Annotated in this window: 17 protein-coding genes; 9 read left to right on the top strand and 8 right to left on the bottom strand. The window is 65.1% G+C overall.

Annotation, left to right across the window (positions count from 1 at the left end; genetic code table 11):
• Positions 1–390, bottom strand: a 390-nt coding sequence (locus tag V7Q53_RS03935; protein WP_333827074.1) for a pilus assembly FimT family protein, incomplete at its 3' end; no start/stop codon positions are given.
• On the bottom strand, positions 383–862 hold the full coding sequence (gspG, locus tag V7Q53_RS03930) for a type II secretion system major pseudopilin GspG (RefSeq protein ID WP_333827073.1): 480 nt from the start codon (positions 860–862) through the stop codon (positions 383–385). The genes gspG and V7Q53_RS03935, both read right to left, overlap by 8 nt.
• Before the next feature lie 174 nt (positions 863–1,036).
• On the opposite strand from gspG, the gene V7Q53_RS03925 reads away from it, so the two are divergent.
• A complete protein-coding gene (locus V7Q53_RS03925) occupies positions 1,037–1,816 on the top strand; it encodes a prepilin peptidase (RefSeq protein WP_333827072.1) in 780 nt (259 codons plus the stop codon).
• A gap of 5 nt (positions 1,817–1,821) precedes the next feature.
• Here V7Q53_RS03925 and V7Q53_RS03920 read toward each other — a convergent pair whose 3' ends face one another.
• Positions 1,822–3,483 carry a Na/Pi cotransporter family protein gene (locus V7Q53_RS03920; RefSeq protein ID WP_333827071.1) on the bottom strand — a complete coding sequence of 554 codons (1,662 nt, stop codon included), beginning with the start codon at positions 3,481–3,483 and terminating at the stop codon, positions 1,822–1,824.
• Positions 3,484–3,545: 62 nt separating this feature from the next.
• Positions 3,546–4,415 carry a MurR/RpiR family transcriptional regulator gene (locus tag V7Q53_RS03915; RefSeq protein WP_333827070.1) on the bottom strand — a complete coding sequence of 290 codons (870 nt, stop codon included), beginning with the start codon at positions 4,413–4,415 and terminating at the stop codon, positions 3,546–3,548.
• Positions 4,416–4,583: 168 nt separating this feature from the next.
• Here V7Q53_RS03915 and V7Q53_RS03910 point away from each other — a divergent pair, with 168 nt between their 5' ends.
• The 8 genes from V7Q53_RS03910 to carB all read left to right on the top strand — a co-directional run bounded on the left by V7Q53_RS03910 (position 4,584) and on the right by carB (position 16,035).
• Positions 4,584–5,420 (top strand): N-formylglutamate amidohydrolase, encoded by an 837-nt coding sequence (locus tag V7Q53_RS03910; RefSeq protein ID WP_333827069.1) that lies wholly within the window; start codon positions 4,584–4,586, stop codon positions 5,418–5,420.
• Positions 5,420–5,926 (top strand): TRAP transporter small permease subunit, encoded by a 507-nt coding sequence (locus tag V7Q53_RS03905; RefSeq protein ID WP_333827068.1) that lies wholly within the window; start codon positions 5,420–5,422, stop codon positions 5,924–5,926. The genes V7Q53_RS03910 and V7Q53_RS03905 overlap by 1 nt, the downstream gene beginning before the upstream one ends.
• Positions 5,927–7,255, top strand: a complete 1,329-nt coding sequence (locus tag V7Q53_RS03900) for a TRAP transporter large permease (RefSeq protein ID WP_333827067.1) — start codon at positions 5,927–5,929, stop codon at positions 7,253–7,255.
• Between the two features lie 37 nt (positions 7,256–7,292).
• Positions 7,293–8,330 (top strand): TRAP transporter substrate-binding protein, encoded by a 1,038-nt coding sequence (locus V7Q53_RS03895; protein WP_333827066.1) that lies wholly within the window; start codon positions 7,293–7,295, stop codon positions 8,328–8,330.
• A gap of 123 nt (positions 8,331–8,453) precedes the next feature.
• Positions 8,454–9,821 carry a glutamine synthetase family protein gene (locus V7Q53_RS03890; protein ID WP_333827065.1) on the top strand — a complete coding sequence of 456 codons (1,368 nt, stop codon included), beginning with the start codon at positions 8,454–8,456 and terminating at the stop codon, positions 9,819–9,821.
• Positions 9,822–9,944: 123 nt separating this feature from the next.
• Positions 9,945–11,333: an aldehyde dehydrogenase family protein gene (locus V7Q53_RS03885; protein ID WP_333827064.1), complete on the top strand. Its 1,389-nt coding sequence runs from the start codon at positions 9,945–9,947 to the stop codon at positions 11,331–11,333.
• The gene (locus tag V7Q53_RS03880) at positions 11,330–12,478 is read left to right on the top strand and encodes an iron-containing alcohol dehydrogenase (RefSeq protein ID WP_333827063.1); all 1,149 of its coding nucleotides are present in this window, start codon (positions 11,330–11,332) and stop codon (positions 12,476–12,478) included. The genes V7Q53_RS03885 and V7Q53_RS03880 overlap by 4 nt, the downstream gene beginning before the upstream one ends.
• Positions 12,479–12,693: 215 nt before the next feature.
• Complete coding sequence (gene carB / locus V7Q53_RS03875; RefSeq protein ID WP_333827062.1) at positions 12,694–16,035, top strand: carbamoyl-phosphate synthase large subunit; 3,342 nt, start codon at positions 12,694–12,696, stop codon at positions 16,033–16,035.
• A 92-nt stretch (positions 16,036–16,127) separates the two neighbouring features.
• Here carB and V7Q53_RS03870 read toward each other — a convergent pair whose 3' ends face one another.
• From V7Q53_RS03870 to flgG, 4 genes are read right to left on the bottom strand one after another with little or no spacing between them, the layout of a single operon-like run.
• Entirely contained in the window at positions 16,128–16,586 is a 459-nt protein-coding gene (locus V7Q53_RS03870; RefSeq protein ID WP_333827061.1) for a flagellar basal body-associated protein FliL, read from the bottom strand.
• Between the two features lie 11 nt (positions 16,587–16,597).
• The gene (gene flgH, locus V7Q53_RS03865) at positions 16,598–17,332 is read right to left on the bottom strand and encodes a flagellar basal body L-ring protein FlgH (protein ID WP_333827060.1); all 735 of its coding nucleotides are present in this window, start codon (positions 17,330–17,332) and stop codon (positions 16,598–16,600) included.
• A 42-nt stretch (positions 17,333–17,374) separates the two neighbouring features.
• A complete protein-coding gene (flgA, locus tag V7Q53_RS03860) occupies positions 17,375–17,797 on the bottom strand; it encodes a flagellar basal body P-ring formation chaperone FlgA (protein WP_333827059.1) in 423 nt (140 codons plus the stop codon).
• The gene (flgG, locus tag V7Q53_RS03855) at positions 17,797–18,582 is read right to left on the bottom strand and encodes a flagellar basal-body rod protein FlgG (RefSeq protein WP_333827058.1); all 786 of its coding nucleotides are present in this window, start codon (positions 18,580–18,582) and stop codon (positions 17,797–17,799) included. The genes flgA and flgG overlap by 1 nt, the downstream gene beginning before the upstream one ends.
• Between the last annotated feature and the right edge of the window lies 1 nt (position 18,583).

The raw sequence follows: 18,583 nt of genomic DNA, 5'->3' as shown, positions 1-18,583 counted from the left end.
GTTTATGAGACAGGTATCTGGTGGGGGCGGTACGGGGAAATGCGCGGTGCCGTCGATGACCCAGACCAGCGCCGGGGCGGCGCCTTCGCCAGCCGATTGCCAGGTGTCCGTGGCCCGGTCACGCTGCAACAACTGCCAGCCATCGGCGCGCGGGACCAGCGCATAGGGGCGGCGGGTGTGAAAGGCGTGGCTGCGCGCGGTGTTCACCGCCGTCTCGAACGCCCGCGCGGTGCTTGCGGCAGCGTTGTTCCGGTCACGGCCCAGAAGCGAACCCGCGCCGGTGCCGACCACCATGGCAAGCGCCAGAATGGACAAGACCGTCATCACCGCGACAAGCTCGATCAGGGTGAAACCCGCCGCGCCGTGCCCGCCCGCTGCGGGGTCAGTCAATCTGCCAGTTTCCGATATCAGCGCTGACACCCGCCCCTCCCGGCCGGCCATCGGCACCAAGGCTGAACACATCGAAAGGCCCGTGCACGCCCGGCGCCAGATACTGGTAGGGCTGCCCCCAGGGATCGGTGGGAACACGGTCGATATAGCCGTTCGCGGCCCAGTTTGTCGGCGCGGGCGACGAGGCCGGACGCGACACAAGCGCCTGAAGGCCCTGATCGGTGGTGGGGTAGGTGGCGTTGTCCAGCCGGTAGAGATTGAGCGCTGCTGAAAGCGCCGCGATATCCGCCCGCGCGCGGGCCACGCGCGCCTGATCAGGCCGGTCGATGACGCGCGGTACGATGACCACCGCCAGAATTGACAGGATTACCACCACGACCATCAGTTCGATCAGTGTCAGCCCCCGGTCGCCACGCCTGAATCCGCCGCCCGCTTTTCTTGCGCGGGATGCTCTGCTAGCAATGATTGTCATGCCCGACCCGTACCCATACATACCTGACGCTGCTGCGCAGATTAGCCAATCGCCTGACGCCGCACAACTGCGCAGGCGGCGAAGGGGGGGCTTTCTGCCCCCCCTCTGGGCCTTGCGGCCCATTCACCCCCCCGAGGATATTTTCAAACAGGTGAATGGGAGAGGGCGCAGGCCATGAGCGCGCATTGGGCCGAGGGGATGCGGCTGCTGGTGGCGCTGAGCGGGCCTGCGGCGGGGTCTTTCGCGGCCCTTCTGGCCGATCGCCTGACGCGCGGGGAGCCGGTGATGCTGGCGCGTTCGCGCTGCCGGTCCTGCGGCGCGCCTTTGCGCTGGTTCGAACTGGTGCCGGTAGTGTCATGGCTGCTGCAACGCGGGCGGTGCCCTCGCTGCGGCGCGCCGATCCCCGCCCGCCTGTTGCAGGCGGAACTGGTGGGGCTTGGCTTTGGGCTGGGCGCGGCGTTTCTGGCGCCGACCCCGGTTACGGCGCTGCTGGGCGCGCTGTTTCTGTGGTGCCTGCTGGCGCTGGCGCTGGCGGACCTGCGTTTCTTCCGTCTGCCGGATCCGTTGACCGCGGCGCTGGCGCTGCTGGGGCTGGCGCTGATGCTGGCCGGCGATGGCACCGGCTGGCCGCTGTGGCAGGACCGGCTGGTGGCGGCATTGCTGGGGGCCTTCGCGGGGGGCGGCGCCTTTCTGGCGCTGCGTCTGGGCTATCGGCGGGTCGCCGGGCGCGAGGGGATGGGGCTGGGCGATGTCAAGCTGATGGCCGGGATCGGTGCCGGGCTGGGGGTGGCGGCCTTGCCTCTGGTCGCGCTTCTGGCGGCGGTATCCGCGCTGGGCGTGGCGGCGCTCAGGGCGTGGCGGCGCGGGCGTGGGCTGCGGCGCGCGGGGCGTGTGCCGTTCGGCGCGTTTCTGGCGCTGGCGGCGGCGGCGGTCTGGCTGCTGGCGCTGGTCTGAAGCCCTTAGCGCGGCTCTGCCAGACGACTTTTAAGAATCATCCCGGATTCTTCCAGAATTGGCACCGCCACCGTGACCAGAAGAGAGTTGATCTCCTTGAAGGCCCGCACCACCTCAAGATGCCAGTTGCTGGTGGCCAGACTGTCGGCATTGCCGCGCTGGAGGCGTTCCAGATGGCGCTCATGGCTTTCACGCTCAAGCCGGCGCATCACCTCTTTTTCCTGCATCAGGTGGCGCGCCGAAGCGATATCGCCCGAGATGAGCACATTCATCGCCAGTTGCGTATTGGCCAGAACGCGGGCGTGCAGTTCAAGGATCTCATGCCAGCCTTCCTCCGAAAAGCGGCGGTTCTCGGCGCCCTTCTTTTCGGCCAGCGGCAGCAGGGTCTTGGCAATGATATCGCCGATATGTTCAAGGTTGATGGCGAAATCGGTCAGCTCGATGCTGCGCTTTGCGTCCTCAGTGCCCAGATCGCGGCGGTTGAGCGCGGTGATGAACAACTTGATATCGGAGTGGCGCCTGTCCACCTCGTCATCAAGGCCGCGCAGGGCGGCGATCTGCCCCTCGCTGGGGCTGTCGAGGACATCGCTCATCGGGCGCAGCATCTCTTCGATCACCTCACCCATCAGCAGCAGTTCGCGTTTGGCCGAGGCCAACGCCAGCGAGGGCAGGGCAAGCGTAGTGCGGTCCAGCGCCGAGCGGGGCCGGCGCTCTGTCTGGGGTGCTTCAGGGGTGACGGGCAGCAGGGTGACGGTCAGGCGGTGGACGGCGCCGACAAAGGGCAGCCCCAGTACCACAACCGCGGCGTTGAACAGCAGATGCGCGTTGACCAGCTGCACATCGGTGCGCGCGCCCAGCCAGGCGGGCATCTGCGGGTCGGTCAGCCAGAATGCCAGCAGCCCCAGACCGGCGGCAGAGCCGCGCAGGATCAGGTTGCCAAGCGGGATGCGCCGCGCCTCGGGTACCAGCCCGCGCGTCAGCCACACCGCGATCAGCCCGGCGCCGAAATTCGCGCCCAGCAGCATCGGCAAAGCCGCCGCCATCGGGAGAATGCCGCCCTGCGCCAATGCGGCGAGCAACAGCACCATCGCCACCGAGGAATGCATCCCCCAGGTGAGCAGCGCCACCACCGCAAAGGCGGTCAGTGGATCACCCGCCAGATAGCCGATGGTGGCGGGAAGGACCGCGCTCTCGCGCATCGGTTCGGTTGCTGTGCCGATCATGGTCAGCGACAGAAGGATAAAGCCGATACCCAGCACGATGCGCCCGATCTGGCGGATCTGGCGGGCCTCGAACTTCAGGAACAGGGTGGCGCCGGTCAGAAGCAGCACGGGGATCAGTGCCGACAGGTCAAAGGCCAGAATGCGGACCACCAGCGCCGATCCCAGATCGGCACCCAGAAGGGCGGCAAGCCCGGTTGCCCCGCCCAGCATGCCACTGGCCGCGAAGCCTGCGGCCAGCACGCCCACCGCCGTGGCGCTCTGCAACAGGATGGCGAGCACCACACCGGCCCCTGCCGCCCCCGGCAAACCGCCGCGCGCGCGGCGCAGCCCGTCGCGCAGGGCGCTGCCATAGGCGCGCTCCATCCCGGTGCGCACCATGCGCACGGCCCAGAGCAGCAGCATGACGGCAGCGGCCAGATTGAGCAGCACGATGAAAGGATGCATCCCCGCCCCCTTTGAAAAACCGACTTGTTAGGCCCCGGACCCGGGCCGGTCAAGCGATGATGTCAGCGCACGCGGCGGAAGAGATGGGTGCGCGCATAGAGCGCTTCCATCCGGTTCAGCCGGTCCGAGGTTTCATTCCAGTTGCGCTGCTGCACCGCCGCCAGAAGCGCCTCGACCAGAACCATCAGCGAGGCAAGCGAATCCCAGGCCGAGGGCACCTCGATATGGCAGGGCATCAGGTGCTGGGCATAGCTGGCGGCGGGCGAGACCCAGCGGTCGGTGATCAGCACCACCTCGGCGCCCTGTTCGCGCGCCAGTTCCACCACCTGCAGCACCGTCTGTTCATAGCGGCGGATGTCGAACACCACCAGCACATCGCCTTCACGCATGTCCAGCAGCGCGGGTGGCCATGTGTTGGGCATATGCGACAACAGGGTCACATCGCCGCGCATGACCTTCAGCGCCGTGGTGAAATAATCGGCGATGGAATGGGTCAGTCGCCCGCCCATCATATGGATGCGCCGCTGCGGATCGGCCAGAAGATCGGCCACCCGGTCAAACCCGGCACGGTCGATCTGGCCGATGGTTGCGGTCAGATTCTCCATCACCTGTGCTGCAAAACTGCTCAGGATATGGTCATTGGCGGGCGCGTTTGCCCATTTGTCACGCTTGGCGATGGGCGAGGCGAGCTTCTCGCCCACCTCCTCGCGGAGCTGGTTCTGAAACTCGGGATAGCCCGAATAGCCCAGCTTCTGCACCAGCCGCACCACCGTCGGCCCTGAAACCCCGGCCCCCCGCGCCACCGAGGCGACAGAGCCGAGCACCGCAACGGGGTAATTGTTCAGCATATAAGCGGCAAGTTGCCGTTCGGCGCGGGTCAGGCCGGGAAGGGCGGCGCGCAACCGGGCCTCGGTGGTGTCTTTGTGTTGCATCGGCCTCCGCTGGGAACACGGACGTGGGGAACCTTGTTGCAGGATACACCGCTTTGTCCGATTTGTAACAGAAATGACGGCGCGGAAAAATTCTTGACAGAACGCGGGTGGATACAACAGGCTGGCGGTTCAAGCACACCGCTCCACGCCTTTTGCAAAGCCGCTCTCATGCATCAGCCCGCGCATAACGCTGTCGTCGATTTCGCGCAGCCCGCCGCTTCCGGCGCCGCCTTTCCCGGCATTGTCGAGACTTTCGGCAGCGGTGAGGGCCCGGCGGGTGTTGTGGTGATCTGTGAACATGCCTCGAACGCGCTGGCCGTGGACCGGCCGGAACTGGGCGGCGATCTGGGGCTGGACGCATCGGCGCGCGCGGCGCATGTGGCTTGGGATATCGGCGCGCTGGGTCTGTCGCGGGAACTGGCGGCGCTTCTGGCCCCGTCCTGTGGCGGAGCGGTGCTGGTGCATGCGCCCCTCTCAAGGCTGGTCTATGACCTGAACCGCGCGCCGGATCATCCCGGCGCGATGCCTGCACGCTCCGAAGTGTTCGACATTCCCGGCAACCGCGGCCTGTCGCCTGCACAAAAGCTGGCGCGCACCCGGGCGCTGTATCTGCCTTTCCACGAAACACTGCGCGCGGAAATCGCCGCGCTGATCGCCTGTGGCCGCCGCCCGGCACTGATTGCGGTGCATTCCTTCACGCCGGTCTTTCACGGTGCCCCGCGCGCGGTGGAATTCGGCGTGATCCATGATGATGACACCGCGCTGACCGATGCCATCATGGCGGCAGCCCCCGGCTGCGGCCTCGTCACCCGCCTGAACGAGCCCTATTCGGCCGCCGGTGAGGTGACGCATACCATCCGCCTGCATGCCACGCCGCTGAACCTGCACAACACCATGCTGGAAATCCGCAATGACCTGATCGCCACGCCGCAGGGGCAGGCCGATATCGCCGCCCGCATCGCCCCGGTGCTGGCGCGCGGGCTGGGCGCGGTGGGTGTTCTGTGATGCCGCAGTTTCTGATCACCTATGTGCGCTGGGTTGAAAAGCTGAACTACGGCGTGGGCCGGGTTGCCATGTTCGGCCTTTTCGCGCTGATGGGTGTGTTGCTGTGGGGGACGATTGCGCGCTTTGGCTTCCATCCGCAGATCTGGACCGATGAACTGGCCCAGTTTCTGCTGATGGGCTATTTCATGCTGGGCGGGGCCTATGCGTTGCAGATGGGCTCGGCAGTGCGGATGGACCTTCTGTATTCCCGCTGGTCCGACCGCACGCAGGCCGCCGTCGATGCGGTGACCATTTTCGTGCTGATCTTCTATCTGGGCGTGCTGCTCTGGGGCGGCATCGAGAGCACGCAATACGCGCTGGAATACGGCGAGCGGCGGCGCGGGCTGTGGCGTCCCTATATGGCGCCGATCAAGATTGTGATGGTGGTGGGCATTGTGCTGATGATCCTGCAATGCACGGCCTTCCTGATCCGTGACATCGCCAAACTGCGCGGAAAGGACATCTGAATGGGCACCGAAGTCATCGCCATGCTGATGTTCGGCTCGCTTCTGGCGATGATGCTGACCGGGCAGCGCATGTTCGGGGTGATCGGCTTTGTCGCCGTGGTGGCCGCGCTGTTTCTGTGGGGCGACAGGGGCGGGCACGACCTTGCCTTTTCGCAGGCCTTCAAGCTGATGAACTGGTTCCCGCTGATCACGCTGCCGATGTTCATCTTCATGGGCTATGTGCTGTCTGAAAGCCGTCTGGCCGATGACCTGTACCGCATGTTTCATGTCTGGTTCGGGCGGGTGCCGGGCGGGCTGGCGATGGGCACCATCGGGCTGATGGTGCTGATCTCGGCGATGAACGGGCTGAGCGTGGCGGGCATGGCGATCGGCGCGACCATTGCGCTGCCGGAGCTGCTGAAGCGCGGCTATGACAAGCGGATGGTGACGGGGGTCATTCAGGCGGGCTCCAGCCTGGGCATCCTTATTCCACCCTCGGTGGTGATGGTGCTGTATGCGATGATCGCGCGCCAGCCGGTGGGGCAGTTGTGGCTGGCGGGCATTCTGCCGGGGCTGATGATGGCGGGGCTTTTCATCGGTTATATCTGGCTGCGCTGCCGGATCAATCCGGCGCTGGGACCGGCGATCTCGCAGGAGGAGCTGGCCGCTGTCACGCGCGCTGAAAAATACCGGCTGCTGATGGCGGGCCTGCTGCCACTGGGGATCTTCATGGTGATGATGGTGCCCTTCGTGCTGGGCTACACGCGGCTTGTCGAAAGCTCGGTCGTGGGGGCGCTGGCAGCCTTTGGCGCGTCGGTGCTCAAGGGCCGGATGAGCTGGAAGGTGTTCGAGGAATGCACCCGGCGCACGCTGGCGATCAGCTGCATGTTCCTGTGGATCATTCTGGCGGCGCTGGCATTCGGTGCCATCTTCGACGGGCTGCGCGCGGTCGATTTCGTGCGCGCGCTGTTCATCGAGGATCTGGGCCTGAACCGCTGGCAGATTCTGATCCTGATGCAGCTGAGCTTCATTCTGATGGGCACGTTTCTGGATGACACGGCGATGCTGGTGATCGTGGCGCCGCTGTATGTGCCCATTGTGCGGCTCCTGGAGTTCGATCTGATCTGGTATGGGGTGCTTTACACCATCACTTGCCAGATCGCCTATATGACCCCGCCCTTCGGCTATAACCTGTTTCTGATGCGCGCCATGGCCCCGGCCGAGGTGACGCTGGTGGATATCTACCGCTCGATCGTGCCCTTCGTGGCGGTGATGGTGGTGGGCCTGGCGCTGATCATGATCTTTCCGCAGATCGCGCTGTGGCTGCCGCAGATGCTTTACAATCCCTGAGAAGCCAGGATCAATAACAACCAACGGAGGTAAGACCATGACGACCACGAGAAGGAAGTTCCTGACCACCGGCGCGCTGGCGGGTGCGGCATCGCTGGCGGCCCCGGCCGTCAAGGCGCAGTCGACAATCCGCTGGCGGTTGCAGACCTATGCCGGCACCTCGCTGGGGGCCCAGGTCGCCAAACCGGCAATCGACATGTTCAATGCCATCGCCGGCGACGAGATGCAGATTGACCTGTTCTATGCCGATCAGCTGGTGCCGACGGATGAGCTGTTTCAGGCCATGCAGCGCGGCACGATTGATGCGGTGCAATCAGACGATGACAGCATGGCCTCACCCACCGAGGTGACGGTGTTCGGTGGCTATTTCCCCTTTGCCAGCCGCTATTCGCTGGACGTGCCCGCGCTGTTCAATGACTGGGGCCTGAACGAGATCTGGGCCGAGGAATATGAGAAAGTCGGGGTGAAGCACATTTCGGCGGGGTCATGGGACCCGTGCCATTTCATCACCACCTCACCGATCACCTCGCTGGCGGAACTGTCGGGCAAGCGGGTGTTCACCTTCCCCACCGCCGGGCGCTTCCTGACGCAATTCGGCGTGGTGCCGGTAACCGTGCCATGGGAAGACGTGGAAATCGCGCTGCAGACCGGCGAGATCGATGGCGTGGCATGGTGTGGCATCACCGAGGCCTATGAAGTGGGCTGGGCCGATATCTGCTCGCATTTCCTGACCAACAACATCTCGGGCGCGTGGATCGGGCATTTCTTTGCCAATATGGACCGCTGGAACGAGGTGCCGGAACATCTGCAGAAGTTGATGGCCACCTGTTTCGAGCAGTCGCATTACTACCGCCAGCACTGGTACTGGGCCGGTGAGGCGCGGTTGCGCACCGAGGGTGACAAGCTGGAGCTGACCTCGATCCCCGATGCGGAATGGGCGACGGTGGAAAGCGCCGCGCGCACCTTCTGGGACGAGATCGCGGCAGAGAGCGAGACCAAGGCGCGGGTCGTGCAGGTCTTCAAGGATTACAACGCGGCGATGGACCGGGCCGGGCGGCCCTATCGCTACGGTTGACGGGGCGATGCGGGGGCTGCCGCCCCCGCACCCCCGCCTCAGGGGGGCGCACGCGCCCCCCTGAGAACCCCCCGTGCGTATTTATGGCAAGATGAAAGGCGGCCCTGGGCCGATGGAGTGAGAATGCAAGGCATGTTGACGCTGGAGACATTACAGGCGGCTTTTGATGCGGGAGAGATCGACACCGTGGTCGTCGCCGCGGTGGACATGCAGGGCCGCCTGATGGGCAAGCGGTTTCACGCCGCGCATTTCCTCAATGGCGGGCATACCGAGACGCATTGCTGTAACTATCTGCTGACCGTGGATATGGAGATGAACACGGTGCCCGGCTATGAGGCCGCAAGCTGGGAGCAGGGCTATGGCGATTATGTCATGAAGCCCGATCTGGCGACCCTGCGCCGGGTGCCATGGCTGGAGGCGACGGCGCTGGTGTTGTGCGATCTGCTGGACCATCACACGCATGAAGAAGTGCCGCAATCACCCCGCGCCGTGCTGAAACGCCAGATCGCCCGGGCGCAGGCTCTGGGCTTTGATGCGATGATGGCGACCGAGCTGGAATTTTACGTTTTCGACAACAGCTATGAGGAATTGCGCGATCTGGGCACCGGCGATCTGGTGCCGATCGGCGGCTACAATGAGGATTACCATATCTTCCAGACCACAAAGGAAGAGCCCCTGATGCGGGCCTTGCGCAACGGGCTTTATGGTGCCGGGATCGCAGTGGAGAACACCAAGGGTGAGGCCGATGCGGGGCAGGCCGAGGTCAATGTGCGCTACAGCGATGCGCTGACCACCTGCGACAATCATGTGATCATCAAGAACGCCACCAAGGAGATTGCGCACGCACAAGGCAAATCCGTCACCTTCATGGCCAAGTATGACACGGACAAGGCCGGGTCATCGAGCCATGTGCATCAGTCGCTCTGGACTGCTGACGGCCAGCCCGCGTTTCGTGATGCAGCCGATCCGCATGGCATGTCGGAGGTGATGAAGCATTTTCTGGCCGGGCAGCTGGAGCATGCGCGCGAGATCACGCTGTTTCTGGCGCCCTATGTGAACAGCTACAAACGGTTCTGCGTGGGATTGTTCGCACCCACCAAGGCCGTCTGGTCGTTTGACAACCGCACGGCCGGGTTCCGTATCTGTGGCGAGGGGACAAAGGCGATCCGGGTTGAATGCCGGATCGGCGGGTCGGACCTGAACCCCTATATGACCTGCGCCGCCCTTCTGGCCGCAGGGCTGGACGGGATGGAGCGCAAGCTGGCGCTGGAGCCGGAAATGAAGGGTGACATGTACAGCACCCAAGGTATCCGCGAGATACCGAAAACGCTGCGCGAGGCGGCTGATCTGGCGGACGGGTCGGAATGGCTGCGCGCCGCGTTTGGCGACGCGGTGGTGGGGCATTATGTACATGCCGCGCGCTGGGAAGTGTCAGAGGCCGACCGTATGGTAACCGATTTCGAGCTGAAGCGCGGGCTGGAGCGGGCGTAAGCCACCCCGGCCGGGGCGCGGATTTCGGTTGCGGATGCCTCCGGCGGGGATATTTCTGAACAGATGAAAGGGCGGCGGTGCGCGCTGCCGGAAAGCGCCCTTGTGGCGCAAGGGGTGAGCAGAATGACGACGACGATACAATGTATCTCGCCCGTGGATGGACGGGTCTATGCCGAGCGCCCGGCGCTGTCGCTGGAGGCCGCAAAGGGGGTGGCGGCGCGCGCGAAGGCCGCGCAGCGCGACTGGGCCAGGGTGCCGCTGGAGGAGCGGATTGCGCGGGTCAGGGCCGGGGTGGCGGCGCTGAACGCAACGAAGGACCGCACGGTTGAGGAACTGGCATGGCAGATGGGCCGCCCCACGCGCTATGGCGGCGAATTCGGCGGTGTGAACGAGCGCACCGAGTATATGGCCGGGATCGCGGCTGAAGCGCTGGCGCCGGTTGTGGTGGAAGAGAGCGACCGCTTCCGCCGGTATCTGGCGCGGGAGCCGGTGGGCGTGGTGTTCATCATCGCGCCGTGGAACTACCCCTATCTGACGGCGATCAATACCATCGTTCCGGCGCTGATTGCCGGGAATACGGTGGTGCTGAAACACGCCAGCCAGACGTTGCTGGTGGGTGAGCGGCTGGCCGAGGCGTTTCATGCGGGCGGCGTGCCGGAGGACGTGTTTCAGAACGTTGTGCTGGACCATGCCACGACCGAGGCGCTGATCGCGGGGCGGGCGTTTGGCTTTGTGAATTTCACCGGCTCGGTGGGCGGCGGTGTGGCGATCGAGCGTGCGGCGGCGGGCACCTTTACCGGCACCGGGCTGGAACTGGGCGGCAAGGACCCGGGCTATGTGCGCGCGGATGCCGATCTGGAGGCGGCGGTGGACGGGCTGATGGATGGCGCAATGTTCAACGCCGGGCAGTGCTGCTGCGGGATCGAGCGGATCTATGTGCATGAATCGCTTTACGATACCTTTGTCGAGAAGGCGGTGGCCTGGGTGAAGGGGCTGAAACTGGGCAATCCGTTCGAGCCGGAAACCACGCTCGGCCCGATGGCCAATGCCCGTTTCGCCCGCGTGGTGCGCGAGCAGGTGGCCGAGGCGGTTGCGGCGGGTGCGACGCCGCTGATTGACCCCGCACAATTTCCTGCCGATGACGGGGCGGCCTATCTGGCGCCGCAGATACTGGTCAATGTGGACCATTCCATGCGGGTGATGCGCGAGGAAAGCTTTGGGCCGGTGGTGGGGATCATGCCGGTTTCCGGCGATGAGGAGGCGATCGCGCTGATGAACGATTCGCCCTATGGCCTGACGGCCTCGGTCTGGACGCAGGACGCGGAGGCCGCTGCGGATATCGGTGTGCAGCTTGAAACCGGCACCGTGTTCATGAACCGCTGTGACTATCTGGACCCGGCGCTGTGCTGGACCGGCTGCAAGGATACCGGGCGGGGGGCAGCGCTGTCGCCGCTTGGTTTCCATTCGGTGACGCGGCCAAAATCCTACCATCTCAAGAAGGTGACGAAATGACTGTGCCCACGATGAACTGGTCATACCCGACCGCAATCAAATTCGGCGCGGGCCGGATTGCGGAGCTGGCCGAGCATTGCAAGGCCGCCGGGATGCGGCGCCCGCTGCTGGTGACTGACAAGGCGCTGGCGGCGCTGCCGATTGCAGCGCGTGCGCTGGAGGTGCTGGAAAAAGGCGGGCTGGGCCGCGAGATGTTCTCGGAGGTGGATGCCAACCCGACCGAGCACAATCTGGAGGCCGGGCTGGCTGCGTGGCGCGCGGGCGGGCATGACGGGGTGGTGTGTTTCGGGGGCGGCTCGGCGCTGGATCTGGGCAAGATGATCGCACTGATGGCCGGGCAGAACCTGTCAGTCTGGGAGCTGGAGGATGTCGGCGACTGGTGGACCCGGGCCGACGCCGCCAGAATCGCGCCGATTGTGGCGGTGCCGACGACGGCGGGCACGGGGTCAGAGGTGGGGCGGGCCGGGGTGCTGACCAACTCGGCCACGCACAAGAAGAAGATCATCTTCCACCCGAAACTGATGCCCGCGATCACCATCTGTGACCCAGAACTGACGGTGGGCATGCCGAAATTCATCACCGCAGGCACCGGAATGGACGCGCTGGCGCATTGCCTTGAGGCCTATTGCAGCCCGCATTACCATCCGATGAGCCAGGGCATTGCGCTGGAGGGCATGCGGCTGGTGTTTGAGAACCTGCCCAAGGTTTATGCCACGCCCGACGATCTGGAGGCGCGCGCGCATATGATGTCGGCGGCGATGATGGGGGCGGTGGCGTTTCAGAAGGGGCTGGGGGCGATTCACAGCCTCAGCCACCCCATTGGCGCGGTCTATAACACGCATCACGGCACCACCAATGCCGTGGTCATGCCGATGGTGCTGGATTTCAACCTCCCGGCGATTGACGTGCGGATCGGGCGGGCGGCGGATTATCTGGGCATCAAAGGCGGATTCGATGGCTTCCGCGCGCGGATCATGGATCTGCGCAGCGCGCTGGCGATTCCGGCATCGCTGGCGGCGCTGGGGGTTGAGGCGGCACGGCTGGATGAGCTGACCGAAATGGCGCTGGAGGACCCGTCCTGCGGCGGTAACCCGGTGGAAATGACGCGCGAGAACACGCGGGTGCTGTTCGACGCCTGCATGTGACGAAAAAGGGAGGGGGGCTTTGCCCCCCTCTTGGCTTCGCCAATTCACCCCCCAGCGTATTTCCGGCAAGATGAACGCGCGCCGGTTCAGGATGCGGCGCCATGGCCGCGCCGATCAGGGCTTGCGCCGACCCCTGCGCTGGCTATAACCCGCCTCAATTTAAGCGCTGCCCGGGGCCATGGGCGAGCGCCTGTCAGCATGCCACGGGGGCCATTATGCCAAAAAGAACCGATATCAAAACCATCATGATCATCGGCGCGGGGCCCATTGTCATCGGACAGGCCTGCGAATTTGACTATTCGGGGGCGCAGGCCTGCAAGGCCCTGCGCGAGGAAGGCTATCGGGTGGTGCTGGTCAATTCGAACCCTGCCACCATCATGACCGACCCGGGCCTGGCCGATGCCACCTATATCGAGCCGATCACCCCTGAGATCGTGGCGAAGATCATCGAAAAGGAACGCCCCGACGCGCTCTTGCCAACGATGGGCGGGCAGACCGGGCTGAACACTTCGCTGGCGCTGGCTGATATGGGGGTGCTGGACAAATTCGGCGTGGAGCTGATCGGCGCGAACCGGCAGGCCATCGAGATGGCCGAGGACCGCAAGCTGTTTCGCGAGGCGATGGACCGGATCGGACTGGAAAACCCGCGCGCGACCATCGTTGCCGCGCCGAAGCTGGCCAACGGGCGCTATGACATCAACGCCGCCGTAGCCGAGGCGATGGCCGCGATTGATTATGTGGGCCTGCCCGCGATCATCCGCCCTGCCTATACGCTGGGCGGTACCGGCGGTGGCGTGGCCTATAACCGCGACGATTACGAGGCGATCTGCCGTTCGGGCCTTGAGGCATCGCCGATGGCTCAGATTCTGGTCGATGAATCGCTGCTGGGCTGGAAAGAGTTCGAGATGGAGGTGGTGCGCGACAAGGCCGACAACGCAATCATCGTCTGCTCCATTGAAAACGTCGATCCGATGGGTGTGCATACCGGCGACAGCATCACCGTGGCCCCGGCGCTGACGCTGACCGACAAGGAATACCAGATCATGCGCAACGGCTCCATCGCCGTGCTCCGCGAGATCGGGGTGGAGACCGGCGGCTCCAACGTGCAATGGGCGATCAACCCGGCCGACGGGCGCATGGTGGTGATCGAGATGAACCCGCGCGTGTCGCGCTCATCGGCGCTGGCGTCGAAGGCCACGGGCTTTCCGATTGCCAAAATCGCGGCGAAACTGGCCGTGGGCTACACGCTGGATGAGTTGGACAATGACATCACCAAGGTCACGCCCGCGAGCTTTGAGCCCTCGATTGACTATGTCGTCACCAAGATCCCGCGCTTTGCGTTCGAGAAATTTCCCGGTGCCAAGGCCGAGCTGACCACCGCCATGAAATCGGTGGGCGAGGCGATGGCTATCGGCCGTACCTTCCACGAATCGGTGCAAAAGGCACTGGCCAGCATGGAAACCGGCCTGTCCGGTTTTGATGAAATCGCCATTCCCGGTGCGACAGATCCGCAGTCGGGCAAGGCCGCCGTGATCAAGGCCATCTCGGCGCAGACCCCGGACCGCATGCGGCTGATCGCGCAGGCCATGCGCGAAGGGCTGAGCGACGACGAGATTCAGCACGCAACCGCGTTCGATCCCTGGTTCCTGTCGCGCATCCGCGAAATCGTCGAGGCCGAGGCGCGGATCCGTGAAGCCGGCCTGCCGCAGGACGAAGAAGGCATGCGCGCCCTCAAGATGATGGGCTTTACCGATGCGCGGCTGGCCATGCTGACCGGCCATGATGAAGTGGCGGTGCGCCGTGCCCGCAGCGGGCTGGGCGTGAACGCGGTCTTCAAGCGCATCGACACCTGCGCCGCCGAGTTCGAGGCGCAGACGCCCTATATGTATTCGACCTATGAAGCCCCCGCGATGGGCGATGTGGAATGCGAGGCGCGCCCGTCGGACCGCAAGAAGGTGGTGATTCTGGGCGGCGGGCCAAACCGGATCGGGCAGGGGATCGAATTTGATTACTGCTGCTGCCACGCCTGTTTCGCGCTGACCGATGCGGGCTATGAGACCATCATGGTCAATTGCAACCCCGAGACGGTTTCAACCGATTATGACACCTCGGACCGGCTGTATTTTGAGCCGCTGACCTTTGAGCACGTCATGGAGATTCTGCGGGTTGAGCAGACGAACGGCACGCTGCATGGCGTGATTGTGCAGTTCGGCGGGCAGACGCCGCTGAAACTGGCGAATGCGCTGCATGAGGAGGGTATTCCGATCCTCGGCACCTCGCCCGATGCGATTGATCTTGCCGAAGACCGGGAGCGGTTCCAGAAACTGCTGAACGAGCTGGGCCTGAAGCAGCCGGTGAACGGCATCGCCTCGTCCGATGAGCAGGCAATCGAGATCGCCAGGCGCGTGGGCTATCCCTTGGTGATCCGTCCTTCCTATGTGCTGGGCGGGCGGGCGATGGAGATCGTGCGCGATCTCGATCATCTGAAGCGCTACATCACCAATGCGGTGGATGTGTCGGGCAAGAACCCGGTGCTGCTGGACAGCTATCTGTCCGGCGCGATTGAGGTGGATGTGGATGCTTTGTGCGACGGCGAGGCGGTGCATGTCGCGGGTATCATGGAACATATCGAGGAGGCGGGCGTGCATTCGGGCGACAGCGCCTGCTGCCTGCCGCCGCATTCGCTGGACGCTGCCACCGTGGAAGAGCTGAAGCGCCAGACAGAGCTGATGGCGCGCGCGCTCAATGTGGTGGGGCTGATGAATGTGCAGTTCGCCATCAAGGACGGCGATATCTATGTGCTTGAGGTGAACCCCCGAGCCAGCCGCACCGTGCCTTTCGTCGCCAAGGCGACCGACAGCGCCATTGCCTCCATCGCCGCGCGGCTGATGGCGGGCGAGAAGCTGTCGAACTTCCCGCTGCGCGCGCCTTACGCGCAAGGCGTCGGCCCCGATACCGACCTGCCGCTGGCCGACCCGCTGACTCTGGCCGACCCGATCACGCCATGGTTCTCGGTCAAGGAGGCGGTGCTGCCCTTCGCCCGCTTCCCCGGTGTTGACACGCTGCTGGGGCCTGAAATGCGCTCCACCGGCGAGGTCATGGGCTGGGACCGCAGCTTCCCGCTGGCGTTCCTCAAGGCGCAGATGGGCGCGGGCACGATGCTGCCGGAAAGCGGGCGGGTGTTCGTGTCGATCAAGGATGCCGACAAGACCGATGCCATGGCGCAGGCCGCGCGCGGGCTGGTGGAGATGGGGTTTGAGCTGGTCGCGACCAGCGGCACGGGCAAATGGCTGGGCGGGCAGGGCGTTTCCGCCACGCCGGTTGCGAAGGTCTATGAGGGGCGGCCCAATATTGTTGACCGGATGAAGAACGGCGATATCGCGCTGGTGCTGAATACGACCGAGGGCACGCAGGCCATCTCCGACAGCCGGGCAATCCGCTCTGTCGCGCTGATGGACAAGATCCCGTATTTCACCACGGCCGCCGGGGCCATCGCGGCTGTGGCCGCCATGCAGGCCCGCAACGAAGGTTTTGGTGTCCGGACCCTTCAGGGCTGAGGCGGGGGGCCTTTTCTCGGTCTTGCCATTGCCGCAGCCAGCGGCACCGCTTCTGGCAGGGCGGTGCCCGCCCGGATGGTTGCAGGGACCGCTCAGTTCTCCTGCCGCAACAGTTCGGTGATCAGAATGTCGTGCAGCGCCTCGCCGATCTCGGCGCGCGCCGCGTCACGCAGGGTGCGGCGCAGCAGAAGCAGCGTCTCGCCGCTGGTGAAGACCCCCTCGAACCCGCCGGTATTGGCGTGGTCGAACATGACCTGCAGCAGCACAGCGCGCAGCCGGGCCTCCTGATTCTGAAGGGAGACCCCGTGACCCTGCGCCAGCTCCAGCGCCAGGCTCATCACCACCATTGACCGCACGCGGCCCTCCTCAAGCAGCGGAACCACAAACTGTCCGGGCAGGCGAAGAGTTTCGGTATTGGCGGGGGCCGGCCTGTAATGCGCCGCATTTTCATCTTCGGTGGCAGGTGCTGCACCCGGTCGCAGGGACCATCCCGCGCCCGCGCCTGCCAGAAGGCCGACAAGCGCCAGAATGACCGGCAAAAGCTTTTTCATCGATGTGCCTTTCAGAAGGGGAGGAGGATGTCGGCGATCTGCTGGCCATACCGGGGCTGCTGCATCTGCGAAATATGTCCGCGGCCACCATAGGAAATGCGCGCCCCGGCAATGCGGTCATAGGGGATTTCATTGCGCCGCGAGATATCTTCGGCACGGATATACCCGGTGACCAGAAGCTCGCGCAGTTCATTATTTACCCGGACCTCCTGACTGCCCTCGATCAGCATGACACCGTTCGGCAGGCGCTCCACGATCGTCGTGGCCACCCGCAGGGTAAGCCGCTCGTTGCGGCTGACCGTGCCGGAGCCCTGGAAACTGCTCGACCCCTCCAGCGACACACCGCGCGACAGCGCCAGCCCGCCGGGCAGGCGGCGGTCGATCGCATCGGGCAGACCGAAGAATTCCGGAACACCCGCGCTCTGCGTGCCGGTGCGGCCGCGCGCGGAGGAGTTCGATATCTCGGCGCGGTCATTGATTTCAATCACCACGGTCAGGATGTCACCCTGACGGCTGGCCCGCCTGTCACCCAGCAGCGAGCGCTGGCCAGCCGACCAGAGCGAGGCATCATCGACGGCGCGCTGCACTTCGGTGCGTTCGGGCAGGGGAAGGTTGTAGAGCGCGTGATGCTCCCGGCGCGGCTCAAGCGGCGAGAAATCAGGCGCGCGCCCGACATGCGAGAGGGGCTCGCAGGCTGCCAGCGCGAGGGTCGCGCTCAGCAGCGCAAGAGCAGGGACAAGACGCATTGGGCATACTCCGTGGTTGCGCAGCAGGGGCGCCGTGGGCGGTCAGGGGTGAACCACGACGATCCCGGGCGCGGCGACCCTGCCGCTGACCGTGTTGCGGGAGGCGAGGTTCATGATCCGGATGCTTTCGCCCGCACCGCCCCGGCCAAGTGCCCGGCCATCGGCGCGTATTTCCAGCCCACCATGCTGGAAGATGATCGAAACCAGTTGGTTACGCTCCACCAGCGCGGGTTCCGTCAGGCTGCCCAGCGGCACCGGGCGACCGGCATAAAGGGTGACGCGCGCCTCCAGGCCGATCACCGCTTCCGCATTGGTGGCGGCCCCGGGCGGCGGTGTGCCGCGGATGAGCGACAGGTCATCGGCGGTGATCAGGGTGCCAGCGCGCAGCGTTCGGGAGGTCACCAGCACATCGGCCAGCGCGGGCAGGGGCAGCGCAAGGAGGAGCAGACAGGCGAGATACCGCATCAGCGCACCTGTGTCGTGGCAGCGAGCATCTGGTCGGATGCGGTGATGACCTTGGCGTTCAGCTCATAGCCACGCTGCGCCTTGATCATCTCGGTCAGCTCGCGCACCGGATCGACGGAGCTTTCCTCCAGATAGCCCTGCCGCAAGGTGCCCAGCCCCTCTTCGCCCGGATTGCCGATGAAGGGCGGACCCGAGGCTTCGGTCTCGACGAAGAGGTTGGAACCCAGCGCCTCAAGCCCGCGGTCGTTGGTGAATCCCGCGAGGGTGAGCTGGCCCAGCCTTTCGGGCTGAACGCGGTCGCTGAAATAGGCCCAGACCTCCCCCTCGGGATTGATCGAGATGCTGCGGGCCTCGGGCGGGATCACGATGCCGGGTGCAACTTCATAGCCGTCCGAGGTGACGATCAGACCGTCGCCATTGCTTTTCAGCCCCCCGTCGCGCGTATAGGCCGCGCGCCCGTCGGGCAGCGCCACTTCCAGCCAGCCGCGCCCCTCCACGGCCAGATCCAGATCGCCGCCGGTCTGAACCAGCCCCCCCTGCGCCACCTGCATCGCCACCGAGGACGGGCGCGCGCCAAGGCCCAGCTGCACCCCGGTCGGCACCACGGTGCCGTCCGATGACGAGATGGAGCCGGCGCGGGTGAACTGCTGATAGTGCAGATCGGCGAATTCGGCGCGCCGGGCGTTGTAGCCGGTCGTGCTCATATTCGCGAGGTTGTTGGCGACCGTGTCCACCCGCATTTGCTGGGCGCTCATGCCGGTGGCGGCGATTTGCAGGGCTCGCATC

Source organism: Pararhodobacter sp. (assembly GCF_036802785.1).
Classification (GTDB): domain Bacteria; phylum Pseudomonadota; class Alphaproteobacteria; order Rhodobacterales; family Rhodobacteraceae; genus Pararhodobacter.
This window is presented reverse-complemented; position numbering and strand designations above follow the sequence as displayed.